This is a genomic window from uncultured Aliivibrio sp. (assembly GCF_946479765.1).
Classification (GTDB): Bacteria; Pseudomonadota; Gammaproteobacteria; order Enterobacterales; family Vibrionaceae; genus Aliivibrio.
This window is the reverse complement of the sequence record NZ_CAMLHO010000054.1, coordinates 1-18,542: the sequence shown is the minus strand read 5'-3', so window position 1 is coordinate 18,542 and position 18,542 is coordinate 1. Positions and strand designations below refer to the sequence as shown.

Annotated in this window: 16 protein-coding genes and 1 pseudogene; 9 read left to right on the top strand and 8 right to left on the bottom strand. The window is 38.4% G+C overall.

Going from position 1 to position 18,542, the window contains the following annotated elements; translation table 11 throughout:
• A partial coding sequence (locus tag Q1K78_RS15020) for an OmpA family protein (protein ID WP_300180590.1) occupies nt 1-483 on the bottom strand: 483 nt, incomplete at its 3' end.
• Nucleotides 484-689: 206 nt separating this feature from the next.
• Between Q1K78_RS15020 and Q1K78_RS15015 the strand changes: the two genes are divergently transcribed.
• Together Q1K78_RS15015 and Q1K78_RS15010 are read left to right on the top strand one after the other, a co-directional pair.
• The gene (locus Q1K78_RS15015; protein ID WP_300180587.1) at nt 690-1,127 is read left to right on the top strand and encodes a DUF3069 domain-containing protein; all 438 of its coding nucleotides are present in this window, start codon (nt 690-692) and stop codon (nt 1,125-1,127) included.
• A 49-nt stretch (nt 1,128-1,176) separates the two neighbouring features.
• The gene (locus Q1K78_RS15010) at nt 1,177-1,422 is read left to right on the top strand and encodes a DUF2960 domain-containing protein (RefSeq protein WP_300180584.1); all 246 of its coding nucleotides are present in this window, start codon (nt 1,177-1,179) and stop codon (nt 1,420-1,422) included.
• 5 nt (nt 1,423-1,427) lie between these two features.
• Here the strand turns inward: Q1K78_RS15010 and viaA are convergent, their stop codons facing one another.
• Complete coding sequence (gene viaA / locus Q1K78_RS15005) at nt 1,428-2,876, bottom strand: ATPase RavA stimulator ViaA (protein ID WP_300180581.1); 1,449 nt, start codon at nt 2,874-2,876, stop codon at nt 1,428-1,430.
• Nucleotides 2,877-2,909: 33 nt separating this feature from the next.
• The gene (locus Q1K78_RS15000) at nt 2,910-4,559 is read right to left on the bottom strand and encodes an ATPase RavA domain-containing protein (protein WP_300180578.1); all 1,650 of its coding nucleotides are present in this window, start codon (nt 4,557-4,559) and stop codon (nt 2,910-2,912) included.
• 294 nt (nt 4,560-4,853) lie between these two features.
• Here Q1K78_RS15000 and ltaE point away from each other — a divergent pair, with 294 nt between their 5' ends.
• The gene (ltaE, locus tag Q1K78_RS14995) at nt 4,854-5,858 is read left to right on the top strand and encodes a low-specificity L-threonine aldolase (protein ID WP_300180593.1); all 1,005 of its coding nucleotides are present in this window, start codon (nt 4,854-4,856) and stop codon (nt 5,856-5,858) included.
• Between the two features lie 82 nt (nt 5,859-5,940).
• On the opposite strand, the gene Q1K78_RS14990 is transcribed toward ltaE, so the two are convergent.
• Nucleotides 5,941-7,155: an ROK family protein gene (locus tag Q1K78_RS14990; RefSeq protein ID WP_300180575.1), complete on the bottom strand. Its 1,215-nt coding sequence runs from the start codon at nt 7,153-7,155 to the stop codon at nt 5,941-5,943.
• 184 nt (nt 7,156-7,339) lie between these two features.
• On the opposite strand from Q1K78_RS14990, the gene queE reads away from it, so the two are divergent.
• A complete protein-coding gene (queE, locus tag Q1K78_RS14985; protein WP_300180572.1) occupies nt 7,340-8,020 on the top strand; it encodes a 7-carboxy-7-deazaguanine synthase QueE in 681 nt (226 codons plus the stop codon).
• Between the two features lie 104 nt (nt 8,021-8,124).
• Complete coding sequence (gene pyk, locus Q1K78_RS14980) at nt 8,125-9,570, top strand: pyruvate kinase (RefSeq protein WP_300180569.1); 1,446 nt, start codon at nt 8,125-8,127, stop codon at nt 9,568-9,570.
• A gap of 81 nt (nt 9,571-9,651) precedes the next feature.
• On the opposite strand, the gene treC is transcribed toward pyk, so the two are convergent.
• From treC to nagZ, 4 genes are all read right to left on the bottom strand, one after another.
• Nucleotides 9,652-11,322 (bottom strand): alpha,alpha-phosphotrehalase, encoded by a 1,671-nt coding sequence (treC, locus tag Q1K78_RS14975; RefSeq protein ID WP_300180566.1) that lies wholly within the window; start codon nt 11,320-11,322, stop codon nt 9,652-9,654.
• An 84-nt stretch (nt 11,323-11,406) separates the two neighbouring features.
• The gene (gene treB / locus Q1K78_RS14970; RefSeq protein ID WP_300180563.1) at nt 11,407-12,831 is read right to left on the bottom strand and encodes a PTS trehalose transporter subunit IIBC; all 1,425 of its coding nucleotides are present in this window, start codon (nt 12,829-12,831) and stop codon (nt 11,407-11,409) included.
• A gap of 147 nt (nt 12,832-12,978) precedes the next feature.
• The gene (gene treR, locus Q1K78_RS14965) at nt 12,979-13,923 is read right to left on the bottom strand and encodes a trehalose operon repressor TreR (protein ID WP_300180560.1); all 945 of its coding nucleotides are present in this window, start codon (nt 13,921-13,923) and stop codon (nt 12,979-12,981) included.
• A 134-nt stretch (nt 13,924-14,057) separates the two neighbouring features.
• Nucleotides 14,058-15,053: a beta-N-acetylhexosaminidase gene (nagZ, locus tag Q1K78_RS14960; RefSeq protein WP_300180557.1), complete on the bottom strand. Its 996-nt coding sequence runs from the start codon at nt 15,051-15,053 to the stop codon at nt 14,058-14,060.
• Between the two features lie 171 nt (nt 15,054-15,224).
• On the opposite strand from nagZ, the gene Q1K78_RS14955 reads away from it, so the two are divergent.
• The 4 genes and pseudogenes from Q1K78_RS14955 to Q1K78_RS14940 form a co-directional block, all read left to right on the top strand.
• Complete coding sequence (locus Q1K78_RS14955; protein ID WP_300180554.1) at nt 15,225-16,328, top strand: anhydro-N-acetylmuramic acid kinase; 1,104 nt, start codon at nt 15,225-15,227, stop codon at nt 16,326-16,328.
• 33 nt (nt 16,329-16,361) lie between these two features.
• Entirely contained in the window at nt 16,362-17,234 is an 873-nt protein-coding gene (locus Q1K78_RS14950) for a (2Fe-2S)-binding protein (RefSeq protein WP_300180551.1), read from the top strand.
• Nucleotides 17,235-17,369: 135 nt separating this feature from the next.
• A complete protein-coding gene (locus Q1K78_RS14945; RefSeq protein WP_300180548.1) occupies nt 17,370-17,609 on the top strand; it encodes an RNA-binding protein in 240 nt (79 codons plus the stop codon).
• A gap of 139 nt (nt 17,610-17,748) precedes the next feature.
• A pseudogene (locus Q1K78_RS14940) lies at nt 17,749-18,542 on the top strand (RNA pseudouridine synthase); the annotation flags it as partial.

Below are 18,542 nucleotides of genomic sequence, written 5' to 3'. Positions count from 1 at the left end.
ACGCATTTCTGACAGATTTTGATTCTTAACTGAATCGCCAGTTCCATCTGTATGCCCATCAAGTACTAAGGCTAACTCTGGTTTTGTTGCCATTACTGAGATCACTTTGTTCAGTAAATTTTGAGCTAATGGCGTCAATTCAGCTTTTGCACTCGAAAAGTGTACTTTTTCTTGAATCGAAATAATAAGCTGATCATTATTAACTTCATGAAACACAACACCTAAGCTTGTAAGCTGCTCTGCTACCTTCCTCATGTCATCATCTTTTAATTCACCATTTGGGCCCGTTAATGCGCGAGTAAGCTCTTCTACTGCTTCTTTTTCAGTAGATTCCTTATTTTCTGTAGGCTCCTTATAAGGGTCTTCAAAGGTTGGATGAGGGGTTTCATCTTTTGTTTTAGGTGCGGTATCTAATAAACTGCCGCCATGTTGAACGCAGCCAGCTAATAATAATGAAGTACAAAATAAGAAAATTCGAAGCATGATTAATCCAAGTAATAACATTCCTATTATCTGTATCGACAAGCGATTCTATTTCTTTACCTAAAGCTTTCATTTTATGACATCAATTCATTATTTTTGCTTCTTAATACAACAATTAGAAGCCAATTTACTCTTCATGCTAGGAATAGAATTGACATTTCTGGTGGTCTGGTTACCATTTCATTTTTATATGAAGAGAAATGCCCATGTCTGAAGTTGAAAATACAAAAAAAGAAGCTATTGATTTAGAAACTATCTCTCCAGAACTTAAGAAAGTAATTGAGTTTGAAAGCGTTCCTGAAGAAATGTGGCACATGCTTGTTTCTGTTCATGAAGTGGCTGAAATTGCCGTTCGTGAATCTTGGGATGAAATGCCAAGAAGTGCTCAAGAAGTTCTAGATAACTTTGAGCAATTCCACGCATTAGTTTCTTTAAGCCAAAGCTATGCAGGTTATGATTTCATGGCAGAATTCGAAACTATCAAACTTCCTGAAAACATGGATGAAGACGCACAAGCAGAGTACCGCTCTCAATTGCTTGACCAAGTTCTTCACAACTGTGTAAAAGATCTTGCTAAGCAAATCAAAAAAGCACGTCGTGATCCAATCATGAGACGTGAACTTGCTGATATCTTCAAAAAATAATTGATGATAAGGATGGTTTACTGCCATCCTTTTTTTTCGAGGAATAACAATGGCTCGTACTGTTCGTTACACTTATAAATCAGAAACGAAAGAGATCGCCTTCTCATTTCGTGAATTTCACGGCCCATTTGAAGCAGCCGCAGCTGCTGAAGGTATTGATATCTCTAAATTTGATACAATGCTAAAACAAGTGGAAATGGCATCAAGTAACCCTGGTGCAGTAAAAGATTTTCGCCACAGCTACTTTAGTAAACTAGGTTTTAGTAAAGTTCGTTTTGTGAGAGATGACGAATAACGTAATTATCTGATTTGCGTTAATCTACCTAGCATTGATGGATGATAAGACCATGTATGATCAAACATCGCCATTAATGCTGGATTTCCATATTTAGATAAACAAACCGCATGAAATCGATTCTGATGCTGTTTCACCTCTTGAACCATCGCATCGATATGCTCTGATTGCGTAGGAGCAATGAAATCAGACAATACGACCAAATCTGCATTTTTATACTTATCACCATGCATAAGCTGAATTGACTGCTCCAGCACCGGTTCTAAATCCGTTCCGCCATGGAATTTATACGATAAAAAGTCTGCCACTTCTTTCAAGCCATCTTGCTTTGTCAGTTCATAGGTAATTTGTTGTGTGGAAAATAGAATAACGTAGCAATCTCGTTCTTCTGCTAATGCTATTTGCATTAATCCATACGCTAACGCTTTAGCACACTGCTCTGGAAAACCACTCATTGACCCTGATGCATCAACACAGACAACAAAAGGGCCCTTTTCAACTAACGCATTACTGGATGCTCTAGAATGTGCAGTAACTTTACGTAACTTTCTATCTGTTCCTTCCATGCGATAGTTCATTAAGCGTTTATCAACAAGGTGCTGATAGAAAATAACTTCAAGCTCAGGGTGAGATAAAAATAAGGTTTCGTTTGGCAATAAGCGACTAAGATCATCTCCTTCTTGTATACCGACAATATCATCAGTCACAAAGTCGCTTTTTTCTTCCACCACTTTAACTTCTTCCATTACCGTTTGAGAGCGATCATGATCTGGTGCTTCATTTGCCATACGACCGAGTTTTGACGCAATATTTTGAAGCCCTTTATTCTTACTTAAAAAACGGGCATGCAGTTTCATGATATCTACATTTGATTTGGTTAACCTTGCTGAAGCCATGTCCCACAATTTCCCAATTTGTGCTTCATCACCTTCAGTCGTTACCGCTTCCATTGCTTTCAAGGTTTCAATGCGTTGATACAGATCAGCAAGTAACTTTTCTTTATCTTCCTTTAGCTCTGTTAACTGTGCTGTTTTTATCGCATCAGAAAAACTGTCATACCAGCGATCACAAAAGAAACGCGGGAACATAGGGTTCATTAGACCTTTATTGTTTTTAACCAACTTGCTGGCTTCAATATAAAATGAAGAATGCCACTCTAATTTAATAATAACGCTATCAATTTGTTGATAAAACTCAGTTTCAGTCCAATGAATAACCTCTTGGTATAAGGCTAATTCTTCTTGAATTCGCTCAGTTTCACACACTTTTGTCATTTTATGTTTAACTTTACCGCGCCATTTTAAAATATGATTTTTAATGGTTGGTTTGATATTAGGGTTCGACTTTGCTGCCGTTAAAAACTGAGGCCTTGATAATATCTCAGTAATTGAAGAGTCAATCATCCCTGACTCTGCAACCATCATAACTAAATTTAACGCGTCAGCACCTAACATAAAGTTCCTTGTGAGTAATAATACGAGAGTGAATTAAGAGTAATAGTCATTAAAATTTAACATTCTACGACTTGTACTTTCAAATTGAATTTTGCAAGCTTCAATTCGTTGAGCTAATAACTGTAGACTACCTTCAATAACAGACGGTAGATTCTCTTCAATAAAGTTATGCGGAAGCGCCGCATGAAACTGAGCTCTACTTTTTCTTAATTGATGCTCTGCTTCATTCAGCTTTGAATTGTTTTTAGCAATACTTTGTTCCCATTCTTCAAACTGACTTTGTTGTGGATTATTATGACCGACCATACCCACAAGAACAGAACGATTTGCGATATCTTTGATTACCAATCTGGAATCAGCATCCAACTCCAACTTCAAGGTACATAAATTTGGATTTTGATTCACGTAACCATAAACAACCGCTTTGCCCTCTTTCATCTGTTTCGCTATATCATCAGGGTTTACGTAAACCCAACGACTGTCGCCCTTTTCACTTTCTGAAACCGACATATTTGATTGCAACACCACCAACTTAATTAGTTGATGAGCCGTACCAACGCTGTATCTTTTGCCTTTACTAAAATCGAACTCGAAGCTTTCTTTTTTCATTAATCGATTACCACTGGCTTCGATATGGAAATTAATACTTTGTTCAACTAATACTTCCGCTTCCATCTCAATAATATCGGCTTGTATCATTTCAATATTCATCGATACATTCTTTTGGTCGAATGCTTTTTCTGAGGCAAATTTTCGAATGCTTTCTCTTACTTGCTCACGATTTTCAGGCGTGGTCCATAAACAATCTTGCAGTAATAATAAATCCATTGGATTAATTTCATCACGTCCACTGAAGAATGCTGACGCTTTTAGTAATTTAACTGATTTTTTCCAACGGCGATCAGAGACATAAAGATCATCATCATACGTCGCATTATGTTTCTCTAGCATCGATTTTAGCTCAAAAAGCTTTTCAAACACTTCTTCAGATAGTGTTAACCCATCAAGCTCTTTTTGCCATTGGTGATACTCTGCATCGGTAACCACTAAAGAAGGGTCAACTTCAGTTTCTTGAATCGTTCCAGTCATTAACATCGACTTGAAATTGTTTTTATTTTGAATGCGGTTTACGAACACTCGAACTAACATTCGATCATAAAGCGCGTCTAATCCACTGTCTTCATCTGGTAATTCATTAGATGCTGAAATAAGTAATCGCATAGGCACTGGAAGAATTTCACTGCCATTTTTAAATGTTTTTTCATTAACAACGGTTAAGAGGGTATTTAAGATCGCAGGACCTGCTTTCCAGATCTCATCTAAAAATACAACTTGAGCATTAGGCAAGTACCCTTCAGTCAAGCGTACATATTTACCATTGTCTTTTAATTCTTGAATCGATAACGGACCAAATACTTCTTCAGGCGTTGAAAAACGCGTCATTAAATATTCAAAATAGCTGCTGTTATCGAAAGCTTTGATCAAACGTTTAGCGATTAAACTTTTGGCGATACCCGGAGGCCCAAGCAAGAAAACACTTTCTCCAGAGAGTGCTGCAAGTAAGCACAGTCTCATAGTGTCTTCCCTTTCATATACGCCATCAGACAAGGCTGTTGTCAGTTTTTGAATACGTTCTGATAACAATGCGCGTTCTGCACTGGTTCTAATTGAGTTACATTGCATTACATTCCCTTACAATTCTGATGTCATATGACATTGAGTATAATGTAATTTGTTGAGTCATTATAGTTACATATTTACATATCCGCTTAATAAACAATCACTTTAACTACCCAATTAGTCGTATTTTTAAATTTACACTCTTTGTTCACATCCGTTAGTAATCGTTATCCTCTATAATTTACACATTTATAAACACTATGTTATCGTTAACTTAAAATGATACATAATAATAACAGTGCCAATGTACCTCTATTTTTCTAATATAGACGATAGATAATGCAAGGAAGTAATATGATTGATTTTCGCTCCGATACCGTAACAAGACCGACGCCAGCAATGCGTGAAGCTATGGCCAATGCATTGGTCGGCGATGATGTTTATGGGGATGACCCTACCATTAATGAACTTGAAGCGTGGACAGCTGAACGACACGGATTTGAAGCGGCTCTTTTTACCTCTTCAGGCACTCAAGCCAACTTGCTTGGTTTAATGGCACACTGTGAACGTGGTGATGAGTATTTATGTGGCCAACAAGCGCATAACTATAAATACGAAGCTGGTGGTGCTGCCGTACTGGGTTCAATTCAACCCCAGCCTGTTGAAAATAACCCAGATGGAACACTTTGTTTTGAAAAACTAACCGCTGCAATTAAGCCTGATGATTTTCACTTTGCTCGAACCAAATTATTGAGTTTAGAAAACACCATAAATGGAAAAGTGCTTCCTTTATCTTATTTGGCAGAAGCGCGTAAGTTTGTAAATAAGCACAACTTACAACTTCATCTTGATGGGGCTCGTGTGTATAACGCCGCGGTAGCATTGGATGTCGATATTAAAGAGATTGCACAGCATTTTGATAGCATGACGATTTGTTTATCAAAAGGATTATCTGCACCCGTTGGTTCTTTATTATTAGGCACCAAAGAATACATACAAAAAGCACGCCGTATACGAAAAATGTTAGGCGGAGGTATGCGTCAAGCTGGAATTCTAGCAGCTGCAGGCAAACTTGCTTTAACTGAACAAGTTCCGCAACTTGCAGTAGACCATAGCAATGCTAAATATTTAGCTGAACAATTAAATACCGTTGAAGGATTCAGCGTGAATGTTGAGCATATCCAAACTAACATTGTATTTGCTCGCTTAGATAACCACGTCGATATTCACAATATTGAACAAAAAGCGAAACAACAAGATATATTAATCTCTGCCGGTAACCCTATTCGCTTTGTTACTCATAAAGACATATCAAAACAAGACATTGATTCGTTTATTCAATTTTTACAAAATAAGATCTAATTTAGAGTTTATTTACAAGAACCCTATAAAAAGAGCAGTTTAATTAGACTGCTCTTTTATAAAAACGGTAAAGAGTCTTTCTTTAGCCTTCAATCACCCTCATCAACAGTGAACCATCGCGCATCGCCTGCTTAACTAAAGCGGCACCGGGCATGGTGGCTTGAGTATAAAATCGGCTTTCAACAAGTTTGGTATCTTTAGCGTACAGAGGCAATACGTGGTTTTGAATCGAATCCATTATCACAGGATAAAGGATCTCTTTAGACACATTTATTTCACCACCAATTAATACAATTTCAGGGTTAAATAAATTCACCATAATGGCAATGGCTTCACCCAAGTTGTGCCCTAATTCGGTAATCACTTGCTTTGCTAAAATATCGCCTTCATTCGCTGCTAAGCAAATAGTTTCTATTGTTATGACCTTATCTTTTAACGATGTTTGATGCCCATTACTAATAAGAGTATTTACCTGATCTCTAATTGCTTTTGCACTAGCGACTGTTTCTAAACATCCTGAATTACCACAGTGACAACGAGCACCCAATTTATTGATTCTAATGTGCCCCATCTCACCAATATTACCCGTTCTCCCTTGCAGAACCTCACCATCCATAATAATGCCAGCACCGACACCATGATGAATAGACACGAGAATCGAGTTATCGTAGCTTTGGGAATTACCAAACAGATTTTCAGCTAATGCCCAACTGCGAGTATCGTTACCGATAAAGACAGGTAAACCAGTAGCTTCGTAGATTTTAGGTCCCAGAGGTAAATTATCTACATTGTAATGTGGCATTTGGATGACAAGACCTTGTGAAGAGATCACTAGACCAGGCAAAGAGACAGCAATACTGGTAATTCTACCGAGAATACTAGAATGCTTTTGAAAAAATAGATCTATTTCTTTTAATAATTTAGCCAGTAACTCATCTTGCTCTATTTCATTAATATTTTGTCTTTCTTCAATAATTTGCTCTCCACCTAAACTATGTAAAGCAATAGTTAAATAACCACGACCTAGACGCATCGATAAAAACTGCCAACCTTCATTGTCAACTTCTAGCCCAATTGCAGGCCGACCACGACTATTTGCTTCTTGTAGTTGCGTTTCTTTGATAAGGTGTGCATCAAGCAATTCACGAGTAATTTTAGTAATACTGGCAGGAGCCAAGTTACTTTTTTTAGAAAGGTCAATTCGAGAGATAGCGCCAAGTTGATCAATTAACTTATATACCCGTCCAGCATTTACTTGTTTTAAGTGATCAATGTGTCCGGGTTGGGCCACGTACATGTGTCTCTCCAGTAAATAAATTTGCATCAAATTTCATTTTTTTACTTTGCGAACAAATTGTGAAGTCTTAGTGTCAACCTACGTGACACTTATCACGATGTTTATGAAATATTTACTGAAAATGCGACTTTAATGCATGTTTCGCCCATCGAATTTTATAGTTTTTTATTTGAGTAAAATAATTATGTCTGCATCATCATTTAAAATTAATGAGTTATTCGAAACCATTCAAGGCGAAGGTACATTTACCGGAGTTCCTTCTATTTTCCTACGCTTACAAGGATGCCCTGTCGGTTGTTCTTGGTGTGATACCAAGCAAACCTGGGATGTTGAACTAAATGACCAAACTGATTTAGCTACGATTTTAGCAAAAAAAGAAGACAATCCAAGTTGGACTGAGCTAACCAGTTCACAAATTATCGATATGCTTGAACAACAAGGTTATACAGCAAAACATGTGCTTATCACTGGTGGTGAACCTTGCATGTATGATTTAACACCACTAACTGCAGTATTAGAACAACATGGCTACCGCTGCCAAATTGAAACCAGTGGCACCTACCCTATTCTTACTTCAGATAACACTTGGGTAACCGTCTCACCAAAAATTAATATGAAAGGCAAACTTCCTATTTTAGAAGAAGCCCTAATGCGTGCCAACGAAATCAAACACCCTGTTGGCACCACTAAAGACATCGAACAACTAGAAGCGCTACTCGATGGCGTTAATCTATTAACTGATGTAACGATTGCATTGCAACCGATTAGCCAGAAACCACGCGCTACCGAACTGTGTATTGAAACCTGTATTAAGAAAAACTGGCGACTTTCCATACAAACACACAAGTATTTAGCGATTGCGTGATAAAGTTTTACTATTTCCTTGTTTGAATCATGGAAATGTCATCATTCTCGATATATGTTTATCTAATAATTAAGTAAATACAATAACATCCTCTTGGAGATAATATGTCTAACAGACTACGTAGAACAAAAATCGTTTGTACTCTTGGCCCTGCAACTGACCGTGATAACAATCTTGAAAAAATCATTGTCGCTGGTGCAAACGTTGTTCGTATGAACTTTTCACACGGTAGCGCAGAAGACCACATCGAACGAGCAAAAAAAGTTCGTGAAATCGCAGCAAGACTAGGCACACACGTAGCAATCCTTGGTGACCTTCAAGGCCCTAAAATTCGCGTATCTACGTTTAAAGACGGTAAAATCCACTTAACTATTGGTGATAAATTCACTCTAGACAGCGATTTACCAAAAGGTGAAGGCAACCAAGAAAGCGTTGGCCTTGATTATAAAGAATTACCACGTGACGTTGTAGCAGGAGACGTTTTGCTTCTTGATGACGGTCGTGTTCAATTAAAAGTTACCGCAGTTGAAGGCAATAAAGTTCACACTGAAGTAACGGTTGCTGGTCCTTTATCAAACAATAAAGGCATCAACAAGCAAGGCGGTGGTCTTTCAGCGGAAGCGCTAACAGACAAAGACAAAGCAGACATCATCACAGCTGCTGCAATGAAAGTAGATTACCTAGCCGTTTCTTTCCCACGTAACGGCGAAGACATGAACTACGCTCGTCGTCTAGCTCGTGAAGCAGGTCTTGAGGCTAAATTAGTAGCAAAAGTAGAACGTGCTGAAACAGTAGCAACAGAAGAAGCAATGGATGACATCATCATGGCTTCTGACGTGGTAATGGTTGCTCGTGGTGATCTAGGTGTTGAAATTGGCGATCCTGAGCTAGTTGGTGTTCAAAAGCAACTTATCCGTCGTGCTCGTAGCCTTAACCGTACGGTTATTACTGCAACACAAATGATGGAATCAATGATCACAAGCCCAATGCCAACTCGTGCTGAAGTTATGGACGTTGCTAACGCCGTACTTGATGGCTCGGATGCGGTAATGCTTTCTGCTGAAACAGCCGCTGGTGACTTCCCTGTTGAAACAGTAACATCAATGGCAAGTGTATGTATTGGTGCTGAAAAAGTACCAACAGTGAATGTATCTAACCACCGTTTAGACCGTCGTTTCACTACGCCAGAAGAAACGATTGCAATGTCTACTATGTATGCAGCAAACCACATGGAAGGCATCACTGCGATGATTACGCTGACTGAGTCTGGTCGTACACCATTAATGATGTCTCGTCTAAGCTCTGGTTTACCAATCTTCGCTTTGTCTCGTAACGAAAGCACCCTGAACCGTGCAACACTTTATCGTGGTGTTACGCCAGTGTTCTTTGATGAAAATGCTGACTCAGGCCTTCCATCAACGCACGCTGCAATTAATACGCTAAAAGCAAAAGGCTTATTATCAACTGGTGACACTGTAATCATCACTCAAGGTGATGTAATGGACATCGTTGGTTCTACTAACTGTATGCGTATTATTACCGTTGAGTAATTAACTACTTCTATAAGATATAGTTAAATAAAAAGCCCTGAAGATCGTGAAGATTTTCAGGGTTTTATTTTATTATGTTACTTACTTTTTAATTAAAACAACTCGACACTCATACGGACGTAAGCTCATAGAAGAACGTGGTTGAGTTGATTCAATATCATTATAATTCAGTAGAATATATTCTGAACTACTTCCTGTTAGATCCACAGAGATCTCTACCATATTTGCATAGAAGTTATGAATCGCAATTAACCTATGTGTTGCATTTTCTCGTTGATAACAAAACACATCACTATGCTCAGGCATAAGATCGTAGTAATCACCCGTTGTAATCACATCAATATCTTTACGTAACTGAATCAATTTTTGATAAAAGTAAAAAACAGAATTTGCATTATGGACCGCATTTTTTACATTTACTTCTTTATAATTACTTGCAACTGAAAGCCAAGGCTGCCCCTGTGTAAATCCTGCATTATCGGATTCATTCCATTGCATCGGAGTACGAGAATTATCACGAGATTTTTGGTCTAAAATCTCTAGCATTTCAGCTTCAGACACCGATTTATCTTTATTGACCATAATATCGAACATATTAATACTTTCTAAATCCCGATATTGCTCAATTGACGTATAATGCGGGTTAGTCATACCAATCTCTTCACCTTGGTAAATATAAGGTGTCCCTTGCATCATATGCACTGATGAAGCGAGCATTTTTGCTGATAACTCACGATATTCTTCATCATTACCTAAACGACTTACCACTCTCGGTTGGTCATGGTTACACCAAAAAAGTGCTCCCCATCCTTTACCATTTAAGCCCGTTTGCCAATGATTGAAGATCGCTTTTAATGATAAGAAATCAAACGGCGCTTTTGTCCATTTATCACCCTCTTTATAATCGGCTTTAAGATGGTGAAAATTAAATACCATCGATAACTCTTTTCCATTTTGAGCTGAATACTGTTGGCAATGATCTAACGTAGTTGATGACATTTCACCTACCGTTACGGAACCATACTTTTGGAAAACAGCGTCACTGATCTCTTGTAGATATTGGTGAACTTTAGGACCATCGGTATAAAAACGACGTCCATCGCCACTATCATCATTAGTAAATTCATGCGGTTTTGAAATAAGGTTAATAACATCTAATCGAAAACCATCGACCCCTTTCTCTGCCCAAAAACTAATGATTTCTTTTACTTCTTGGCGAACCTTTGGGTTCTCCCAGTTTAAATCCGCTTGCTCTTTAGCAAACAGATGCAAATAGTATTGATTTGTCGCTTTATCTAGCGCCCATGCATTGCCACCAAATTTGGATTGCCAATTAGTTGGGGATTTACCATCAACTGGATCTTTCCAAATGTAATAATCACGGTATTCACTCTCTTTATTTCCCAAGGCAGATTGAAACCAATGATGCTCAGTCGAAGTATGATTAACCACAATATCCATAATAATGCGTATACCACGAGACTTTGCTTCTTTAAGTAGATGATTAAAGTCATCCATGGTGCCAAAATCTGGATTAATTGAGTAATAATCAGCGATATCATAGCCATTATCGATCATCGGTGATTGATACACTGGTGTTAGCCAAATCGCATCGACACCCAATTTTTGAAGGTAATCTAATTTTGAAATAATACCTTGAATATCACCAGTACCTTTATCGCTACTGTCACAAAAACTTTTTGGGTAAATTTGATAGATAGTCGCTGTACGCCACCATTCTGAATTTGTCATGTTTATTCTCTCAACTACTAAAAAAGAGAACACCTCTGTTCATATTCACATCATGCAGAGGTGTTATTTCGTATTTATTACTGTTTATGCCTCTGACACATCTAGCTGATCTTTCACTTGTGCGCGTTTATACATCGCTAATGTTAAAATCGCTGGAACAAAAATCGCGACTAGCATGGCAATACTATAGATGCCCCAATATTGTGGTTGGATAGAAAGAATACCGGGTAAGCCACCAACACCAATACCATTTGCCATCACACCAGCAGCACCACAGATAGCAGCAGCCATAGCAGAACCAATCATTGCGCTTAGCATTGGAAATTTATATTTCAAGTTAATGCCATACATAGCAGGCTCAGTAACACCTAAGTAAGCAGAAATCGCTGCTGGAACTGAAATATCCCGCTCTCCACTTTTCTTGCTGATGATGATGATTCCAACAACTGCAGACGCTTGAGCAATATTTGATAATGCGATTAGAGGCCAAATTGGTGTTCCACCTAACTCTTGCATCAATTGTAAATCAACCGCATTCGTTGTGTGGTGAATACCCGTAATCACTAATGGTGCATAAAGAAAACCAAATATTACCGAGCCAACAATCGCAAAATCTCCCGTCATTGCCGCTTTTGCTGCCATTGCAACACCGTCACCTACCACTCGACCAAATGGGCCAATAAATGCGTGAGCTAAAATCACAGACAAAAGAATAGAAACAAAAGGCACAACAACAAGGTATAAATAAGAAGGAACAATGCGCTTTAAGTTTGTTTCAATAAAGGCGAGTGCTACACCTGCAAGCATGGCAGGTATAACTTGAGCTTGATAACCGACTTTCTCGATAACAAACAAACCAAAATCCCATACCTCAGGTACTTGTTTACCAATAAGATAAGCATTCATCAATTGTGGCGATACGAGAGTCACTCCTAATGTAATACCTAAAATTGGCGTCCCGCCTAACTTTTTCACCGTCGACCAACACACGCCAACAGGTAAAAAGAAGAATATCGCTTCACCAATTAACCATAAAAACGAATGTACCGTTGCCCAAAACTGACTTATCTCGACTAGGGTTTGGCCATCAAACATTTTTAGATCGCCAATGACGTTTCTAAAACCTAGAATCAAACCACCAGTGATAATGGCAGGCAGTAATGGAACAAATATTTCAGCAAGGTGCGAAATTCCACGCTCTAATATATTCATATTTTGGCGAGCGGCGAGTTTTGCATCCTCTTTTGACTCACCTTTATCGCCTGAAAGTTCATTCAATATCTTAAATACTTCATCAACTTCAGTACCAATCACAACTTGAAATTGCCCAGCGTTGGTAAAACACCCTTTTACCATTGGGATTTGTTCAATCGCTTTTACATCAGCACCTTTGGTGTTATTTAATACAAAACGTAAGCGAGTCAAACAATGACTTACGCTAGCGATATTTTCTGATCCCCCGATCAGTTCGATCAAACGCTGTACGTCCTTTCTCTCTATTTTACTCATATCTTTGTCCACGTTGATTATTGTTTTATATTTATGGGAATGTTCCCATTTCGTTTTAAGTATAATTACAAAGATGAAACAAGAAATAAATGGGAACAATCCCACAAGGTGAATTAGATCACAATAAAGCGTGTTTTTTAGACCAATTTAAAGAAATAAAGGCTGGGTTAGATGCGTGATACTTACATCACCTTCTAATTGCTGTAGAAGTTGTTTGGCAGCATTTTTACCTGCCGATTGATAACCAGGGTTTATACTAATAATGTTTGGGAACAAAAATGAAAGCAGCTCATTACCACCGACACCTGTTATCTGAATATCATTGCGTTGCAACTCCTGAAGACGTTTGGCAACCCCTAAGGCTAATGTATCACTAGCACAAACAATAGCTTCAACCTCGTCATTAAGAACGGAATCCACTAAAGTATACGCACTTTGGTGATCTAGTTGCCCAGTAGCAAAATTAGGCACTCGTCCTTTTTCAGAGCACCACTCTAAATAAGAATCTAATCGTAATTTACCCGTAGTTTTATCACTTGGATCAACGCCAATGTAAGCGATTTTGTTTAACTTCAACTGAGATAGATGGTGAAGAGCTTGTTTAATTACCCCACGATTATCATAGTTAATTGAGCTGACTTTATCGGTATCCATTGCAATAACAACCATGCGCTCATTCCAACGCTCGATTTGATTCATATCACAATCAGTAAATCCAAATAAAATCACCCCATCCACACTACGTTTTCGTAATACTTCTAAATGCTCATTGGTTTTTTCAGTATCAAATTGACTTTCCATGATCACAGCATCATAACCATGTTGATATAGTTGTTCTAAAATACCGCTAACAGCTTTATTTTCAGAAGGGGAATCAAGGCGAGAAGTAATAATGCCAATCACTTTTTGACTACCACCACGCATACTTTGAGCCGATTTTGAGGGCGTAAAACCAGATTCTTTAATAATTTGTTCTACTTTAAGGCGAGTTTCAGGTTTTACTTTTGGATCATTGGTTAATACACGAGAGACGGTTGATTTCCCAACACCAGCCATTTTAGCTATATCAAGAATCGTCAGTTTTTTCGTCATATGTTCACTATCCAATAAGTAAAGAGTAATTCCTGATTATAGCGTTAACTCTTTCTATTCTAAACCAAAAAGAAAAAGCCTGACCATAAACATAATCAGGCTTTGAAAATTATCGGTTTTCGGTGTAAAGCAGTCTATGACTTCCAGCGATCATAAGCACGGGTAATTTCGTTATTCGCCGCTTTCCACTCTTTACTGTTTAATAGTGTCACTCTATCAAAATGCTTAGTTTTCAATAATGCATTTGCTTTTTCTACTGTTTGAATCTCTAGATTATCCAAAACCTCAACCGCAGATTGTCGATTATTACACATCAACACCATGTCACAACCGGCATCAAGTGCTTGCTGAGAGCGCTCTGCTGGCCCTCCCATGATTGTCGCACCTTCCATGCTCAAATCATCCGAAAACACCAAACCATTGAAGTTCAGTTGCTTACGTAAAACATCTTTTAACCAATATGACGATCCACTGGCTGGAGACGAATCGTATTCAGGATAAATTACATGAGCAGGCATCATGGCATCCAAAATACCCGCTTCAATCTGCGCTTTAAAGATCGCCATATCGAGTTCAAAAATATTATCTCGGTGATCATATGGCGTTTCTAAATGAGAATCTGCAATTACACCGCCATGGCCAGGAAAATGCTTACCTGTAGTAGATGTACCTGCTGATTTCATTCCTTTCATAAAGGCCATGCTATATTTAACGATGGTATTTATATCATCCCCAAACGCACGGTTGCCAATCGCTTTACAATCAAAGCCATTATCTAACACTGGCGCAAAGGTAAGATCAATATCATGAGCGACTAACTCTGAACACAATAACCACCCTGCTGTTTTCGCCAATGCTAAGCCATTATTCATTTCAGCATACGCTTGCGCGGGTGGGATTAAGGTAAATTCATCTCTAAAACGTTGAACACGGCCACCTTCTTGGTCAACACCAATCAAAATAGGGCGACCTGCTGCTTTACGAATTGAGGCAGTTAACGCTGCCAACTGCTTCGGATCATGATAATTGCGAGCAAATAGGATCAAGCCTCCTACTGTTGGGTGCTGTAATAATTCACGCTCTTCAGCATCAATCTCATATCCTTCAACATCTAACCATAACGGTCCCATCACTTTCTCCAAATCATCTTAATTTTTATAGGCTTAAAGTATCATGGTCTTTCTTCTTTTAACATCTTATATCTGGTACTTATTACTCAAAATTTCGATATTCTTTATCTCCTTTATGGCAAAATTGCCTTATAATATTATGGGTAATTAACGGCAAAGGGATAGATGGTAATGGAAAAATACATAGGCTTAATGTCAGGCACGAGTTTAGATGGCGTCGATGCTGTTTTGGTTGAAACTAATGGCACAACAATCAACTTACTGGGTCATGCTGACTATCCAATGGAGCCTACATTGAAATCTGATGTATTGTCCGTCTGTACTGGCCAAGCCACCAATTTAAAAATGATTGGGGAAATCGATCATCGTTTAGGCCATTTATTTGCAGATGCCGCCTTACATTTACTCAACACACTCTCTGTTGACCCATCGAGCATTACAGCGATTGGTAGTCATGGACAAACTGTATTTCACTCACCAGATACGCAACATCCATTTACCATGCAGTTAGGGGATGCCAATATTATTGCCGCTAAAACAGGTATAGATACTGTGGCTGACTTTCGTCGAAAGGACATGGCGCTTGGTGGTCAAGGGGCTCCATTAGTTCCTGCATTTCATCATACTTTATTTGGTAAACCTGAAAGTACACACATCATTTTAAATATTGGCGGAATTTCAAACATCTCCATTTTGCAGAAGAACTCCCCCGTTATTGGCTACGATACGGGACCAGGTAATATGCTGATGGACGCTTGGATCTATGAGCATAAGCACAAAACATACGATCATAATGGCGATTGGGCACGTGATGGGATTGTCATTCAAGAATTGTTAACAAAACTAAAGCAACACACCTATTTTGCTCGTCCTTATCCGAAAAGCACCGGACGAGAACTGTTTAATTTAGAATGGTTTGCTCAGTTTATCGACAATAAATCCTACAAAGCACAAGATGTACAAGCAACATTGGTTGAGTTCACCGTCACCACCATTGTTGATCAAGTCGTTAAATTTCATATTGGTGAAGACGCAAAATTATTGGTTTGTGGTGGTGGCGCTCATAATCAATATTTAATGGAAAGATTACAGCAGCACTTACCAAAATGGGCAGTGGGTACAACTAACGACTATAATGTAGATAGTGACAACATGGAAGCGATGGCCTTTGCTTGGCTTGCACATCAGCGTATGCATAACCAACCAAGTAACGAACCTGATGTCACAGGCGCTTCACGTTACGCAAGTTTAGGTGTACTCTACCCAGCTTCGTAAATACAAATAAGAATAATTAAGAAGTAGCTTATTATGCATATTTCAGCTCAATTACAGCCACTTTGGCGCAGTAAAAAGTCACCTGACTCATGCCATTCTTTAAGAGAACAATTGGCATGGTTACATGATGCTGACGATAACTTTAAACTCAAAGCGATCAATAAAGACAAACTTGATGATAAACACTTACCACTCAATGAGTGGCTACCAGCCAATCTAACAAGTGCCATTGAATTATTTGCGAAGAAAACAGAGGTGAACCATAACGTAGCCGCCTCTATGTGGTTAAAATCATTCAATAACCAATTTTTTACGAGTTTAACAGCCTTACGCTTAAAATTTAATCGTGTTCCTATTATTCAATTTAATGACATTTTTATTTCTACGCCTAATGGTGAGAAAATAAAGTCTCTGCAAATTAACAACAACTGCCCGTTTGTCTGCTTAGCTACTGATCCCTTAGCATCTGAAGCTCAAGCGACGGTTGTGTCTAACCAGGAACAGCTTGATGATGCCTTTACTCATTTAATACAACAAATTGGTGGTGGATTAAGTGTTTTATTTGAAAAAGAACGACTTAAACATCGTCCATTCTGGGGCAGTATTTCATTAGCCATTAGTGTGTTTTTTATGCGATTAACGGAAAAAGGCCTTTCTGCTGAGCTGGCTAAACAGATTGCACCAAACGCACAACAGTGGTTGGCAGTAATTATGCCAACGATAGGTAAAGACCTTGCTCATATTCATGTTGCAGAGAAAGATCAACGCGCTATTTTATATGTTCAGCGTGAGACTTGCTGTTTGAAATACAAAATAGAGGGCAAGAAAAACTGTGCTACTTGCCATCTGCTCTCAGATGAAGAGCGTATCAAGAAAAACACCAAACGTATCCCTTCCTCACTTTAAGTAGATATTAAATACACATTCGAAACCGTTTATTTTCCTGTTTCGGATTTTCTTTTTACTCAAAGGATAGAATACTTGGGTTAACTTCCAAGATCTGTTATAACGTACTCTTAAATCACTACTATATGGTTACTCATGAAATTACTTGTTCGCAACCTTCCTCGTACTATGTCTGAATTCCAACTTCGTGAAATGTTCCAGCAACACGGTTCATTCAAATACTGTAAGTTAGTAATCGACGAAATTACTGGCGAATCAAAAGGCTTTGGCTTTGTTGAAATGCTAGATGAAGATGAAGCGCTTGCAGCTATCGCAGCGGAAGACGGTAAAAAGTTTGGTAAAGACAAAATTCGCGTAAAAGCAACAGAGTACTAAGAACGTTTACTCTGTAAATAAAACGCATTCGAGTGATTCAAAATCATGGGTCTCAACCTGCTTTTGAATCACTTATCTTTATGCATGCAATTCAAGTTATTCCTCCCCTGATTTTATCTCTTCGATTATAGACATGACTATGCCAACTTCTGACCTTTGCTTTACTTCTTTTACTCAATCAATTGACCAATATGCTTTACCCGAGCGATTCACTTTCCCATTTTATTATGAACCACACCCATTATGTGAATTAGCCGCGAGTCAGTTACAGCGTCATCTAGAATCACAAACCAACTGGCAACATAACTTTGGTCTAGATCAAGATTCTATAGAGACTAATGAAAAAGCCATTGGAAAAATGTTTGGGGTGTTATTGGTTCAGCATTCATCAGGCGAGATCGGTTTCTTATCCGCTTTTTCAGGTAAAGTCGCAGACAGCAATCACCTGCCCTACTTTGTTCCACCTGTGTTTGATATGCTTGAAGAAGATGGGTTCTTCAAAACAGAGTTAGCTGAAATTACAGAAATCAATGCCACAATAAAACAACAACAAAGCAATCCATTATTCGCTGAATTAAATGCATCTCTATTACAAGAAACAAACTCATCAAAAGAGCAGCTTGAAGCACAGCGCCAAGTCATGATTGAAGGCAGAAAGTCGCGTAAAGAACAGCGAGCTGAAGCGGAAGAAAAAGCCCAAAGTGGATCTAAAGAAAATCTAGATGCATTGGAGCAACTAAAAACACAATTAGGCAGAGAAAGCATTCAAGAAAAAAATACCTTAAGAGATCTTAAGATCTTTTGGGATCAAAAAATAAGCCATATTCAATATCAATTAGATGAACTTAACACCACACTTTCTGTACTAAAGACAGCACGTAAAAACTTATCGAATGCATTACAGAAGAAACTGTTTCAACAATACAAATTCTT

Excerpts from the sequence above, each read along its gene's own strand:
- Q1K78_RS15015 (WP_300180587.1), top strand. The coding sequence starts at position 690 with ATGTCTGAAGTTGAAAATACAAAAAAAGAAGCTATTGATTTAGAAACT.
- Q1K78_RS15010 (WP_300180584.1), top strand. The coding sequence starts at position 1,177 with ATGGCTCGTACTGTTCGTTACACTTATAAATCAGAAACGAAAGAGATC.
- viaA (WP_300180581.1), bottom strand. The coding sequence starts at position 2,876 with ATGTTAGGTGCTGACGCGTTAAATTTAGTTATGATGGTTGCAGAGTCA.
- Q1K78_RS15000 (WP_300180578.1), bottom strand. The coding sequence starts at position 4,559 with ATGCAATGTAACTCAATTAGAACCAGTGCAGAACGCGCATTGTTATCA.
- Q1K78_RS14990 (WP_300180575.1), bottom strand. The coding sequence starts at position 7,155 with ATGTACGTGGCCCAACCCGGACACATTGATCACTTAAAACAAGTAAAT.
- queE (WP_300180572.1), top strand. The coding sequence starts at position 7,340 with ATGTCTGCATCATCATTTAAAATTAATGAGTTATTCGAAACCATTCAA.
- pyk (WP_300180569.1), top strand. The coding sequence starts at position 8,125 with ATGTCTAACAGACTACGTAGAACAAAAATCGTTTGTACTCTTGGCCCT.
- treC (WP_300180566.1), bottom strand. The coding sequence starts at position 11,322 with ATGACAAATTCAGAATGGTGGCGTACAGCGACTATCTATCAAATTTAC.
- treB (WP_300180563.1), bottom strand. The coding sequence starts at position 12,831 with ATGAGTAAAATAGAGAGAAAGGACGTACAGCGTTTGATCGAACTGATC.
- treR (WP_300180560.1), bottom strand. The coding sequence starts at position 13,923 with ATGACGAAAAAACTGACGATTCTTGATATAGCTAAAATGGCTGGTGTT.
- nagZ (WP_300180557.1), bottom strand. The coding sequence starts at position 15,053 with ATGGGACCGTTATGGTTAGATGTTGAAGGATATGAGATTGATGCTGAA.
- Q1K78_RS14955 (WP_300180554.1), top strand. The coding sequence starts at position 15,225 with ATGGAAAAATACATAGGCTTAATGTCAGGCACGAGTTTAGATGGCGTC.
- Q1K78_RS14950 (WP_300180551.1), top strand. The coding sequence starts at position 16,362 with ATGCATATTTCAGCTCAATTACAGCCACTTTGGCGCAGTAAAAAGTCA.
- Q1K78_RS14945 (WP_300180548.1), top strand. The coding sequence starts at position 17,370 with ATGAAATTACTTGTTCGCAACCTTCCTCGTACTATGTCTGAATTCCAA.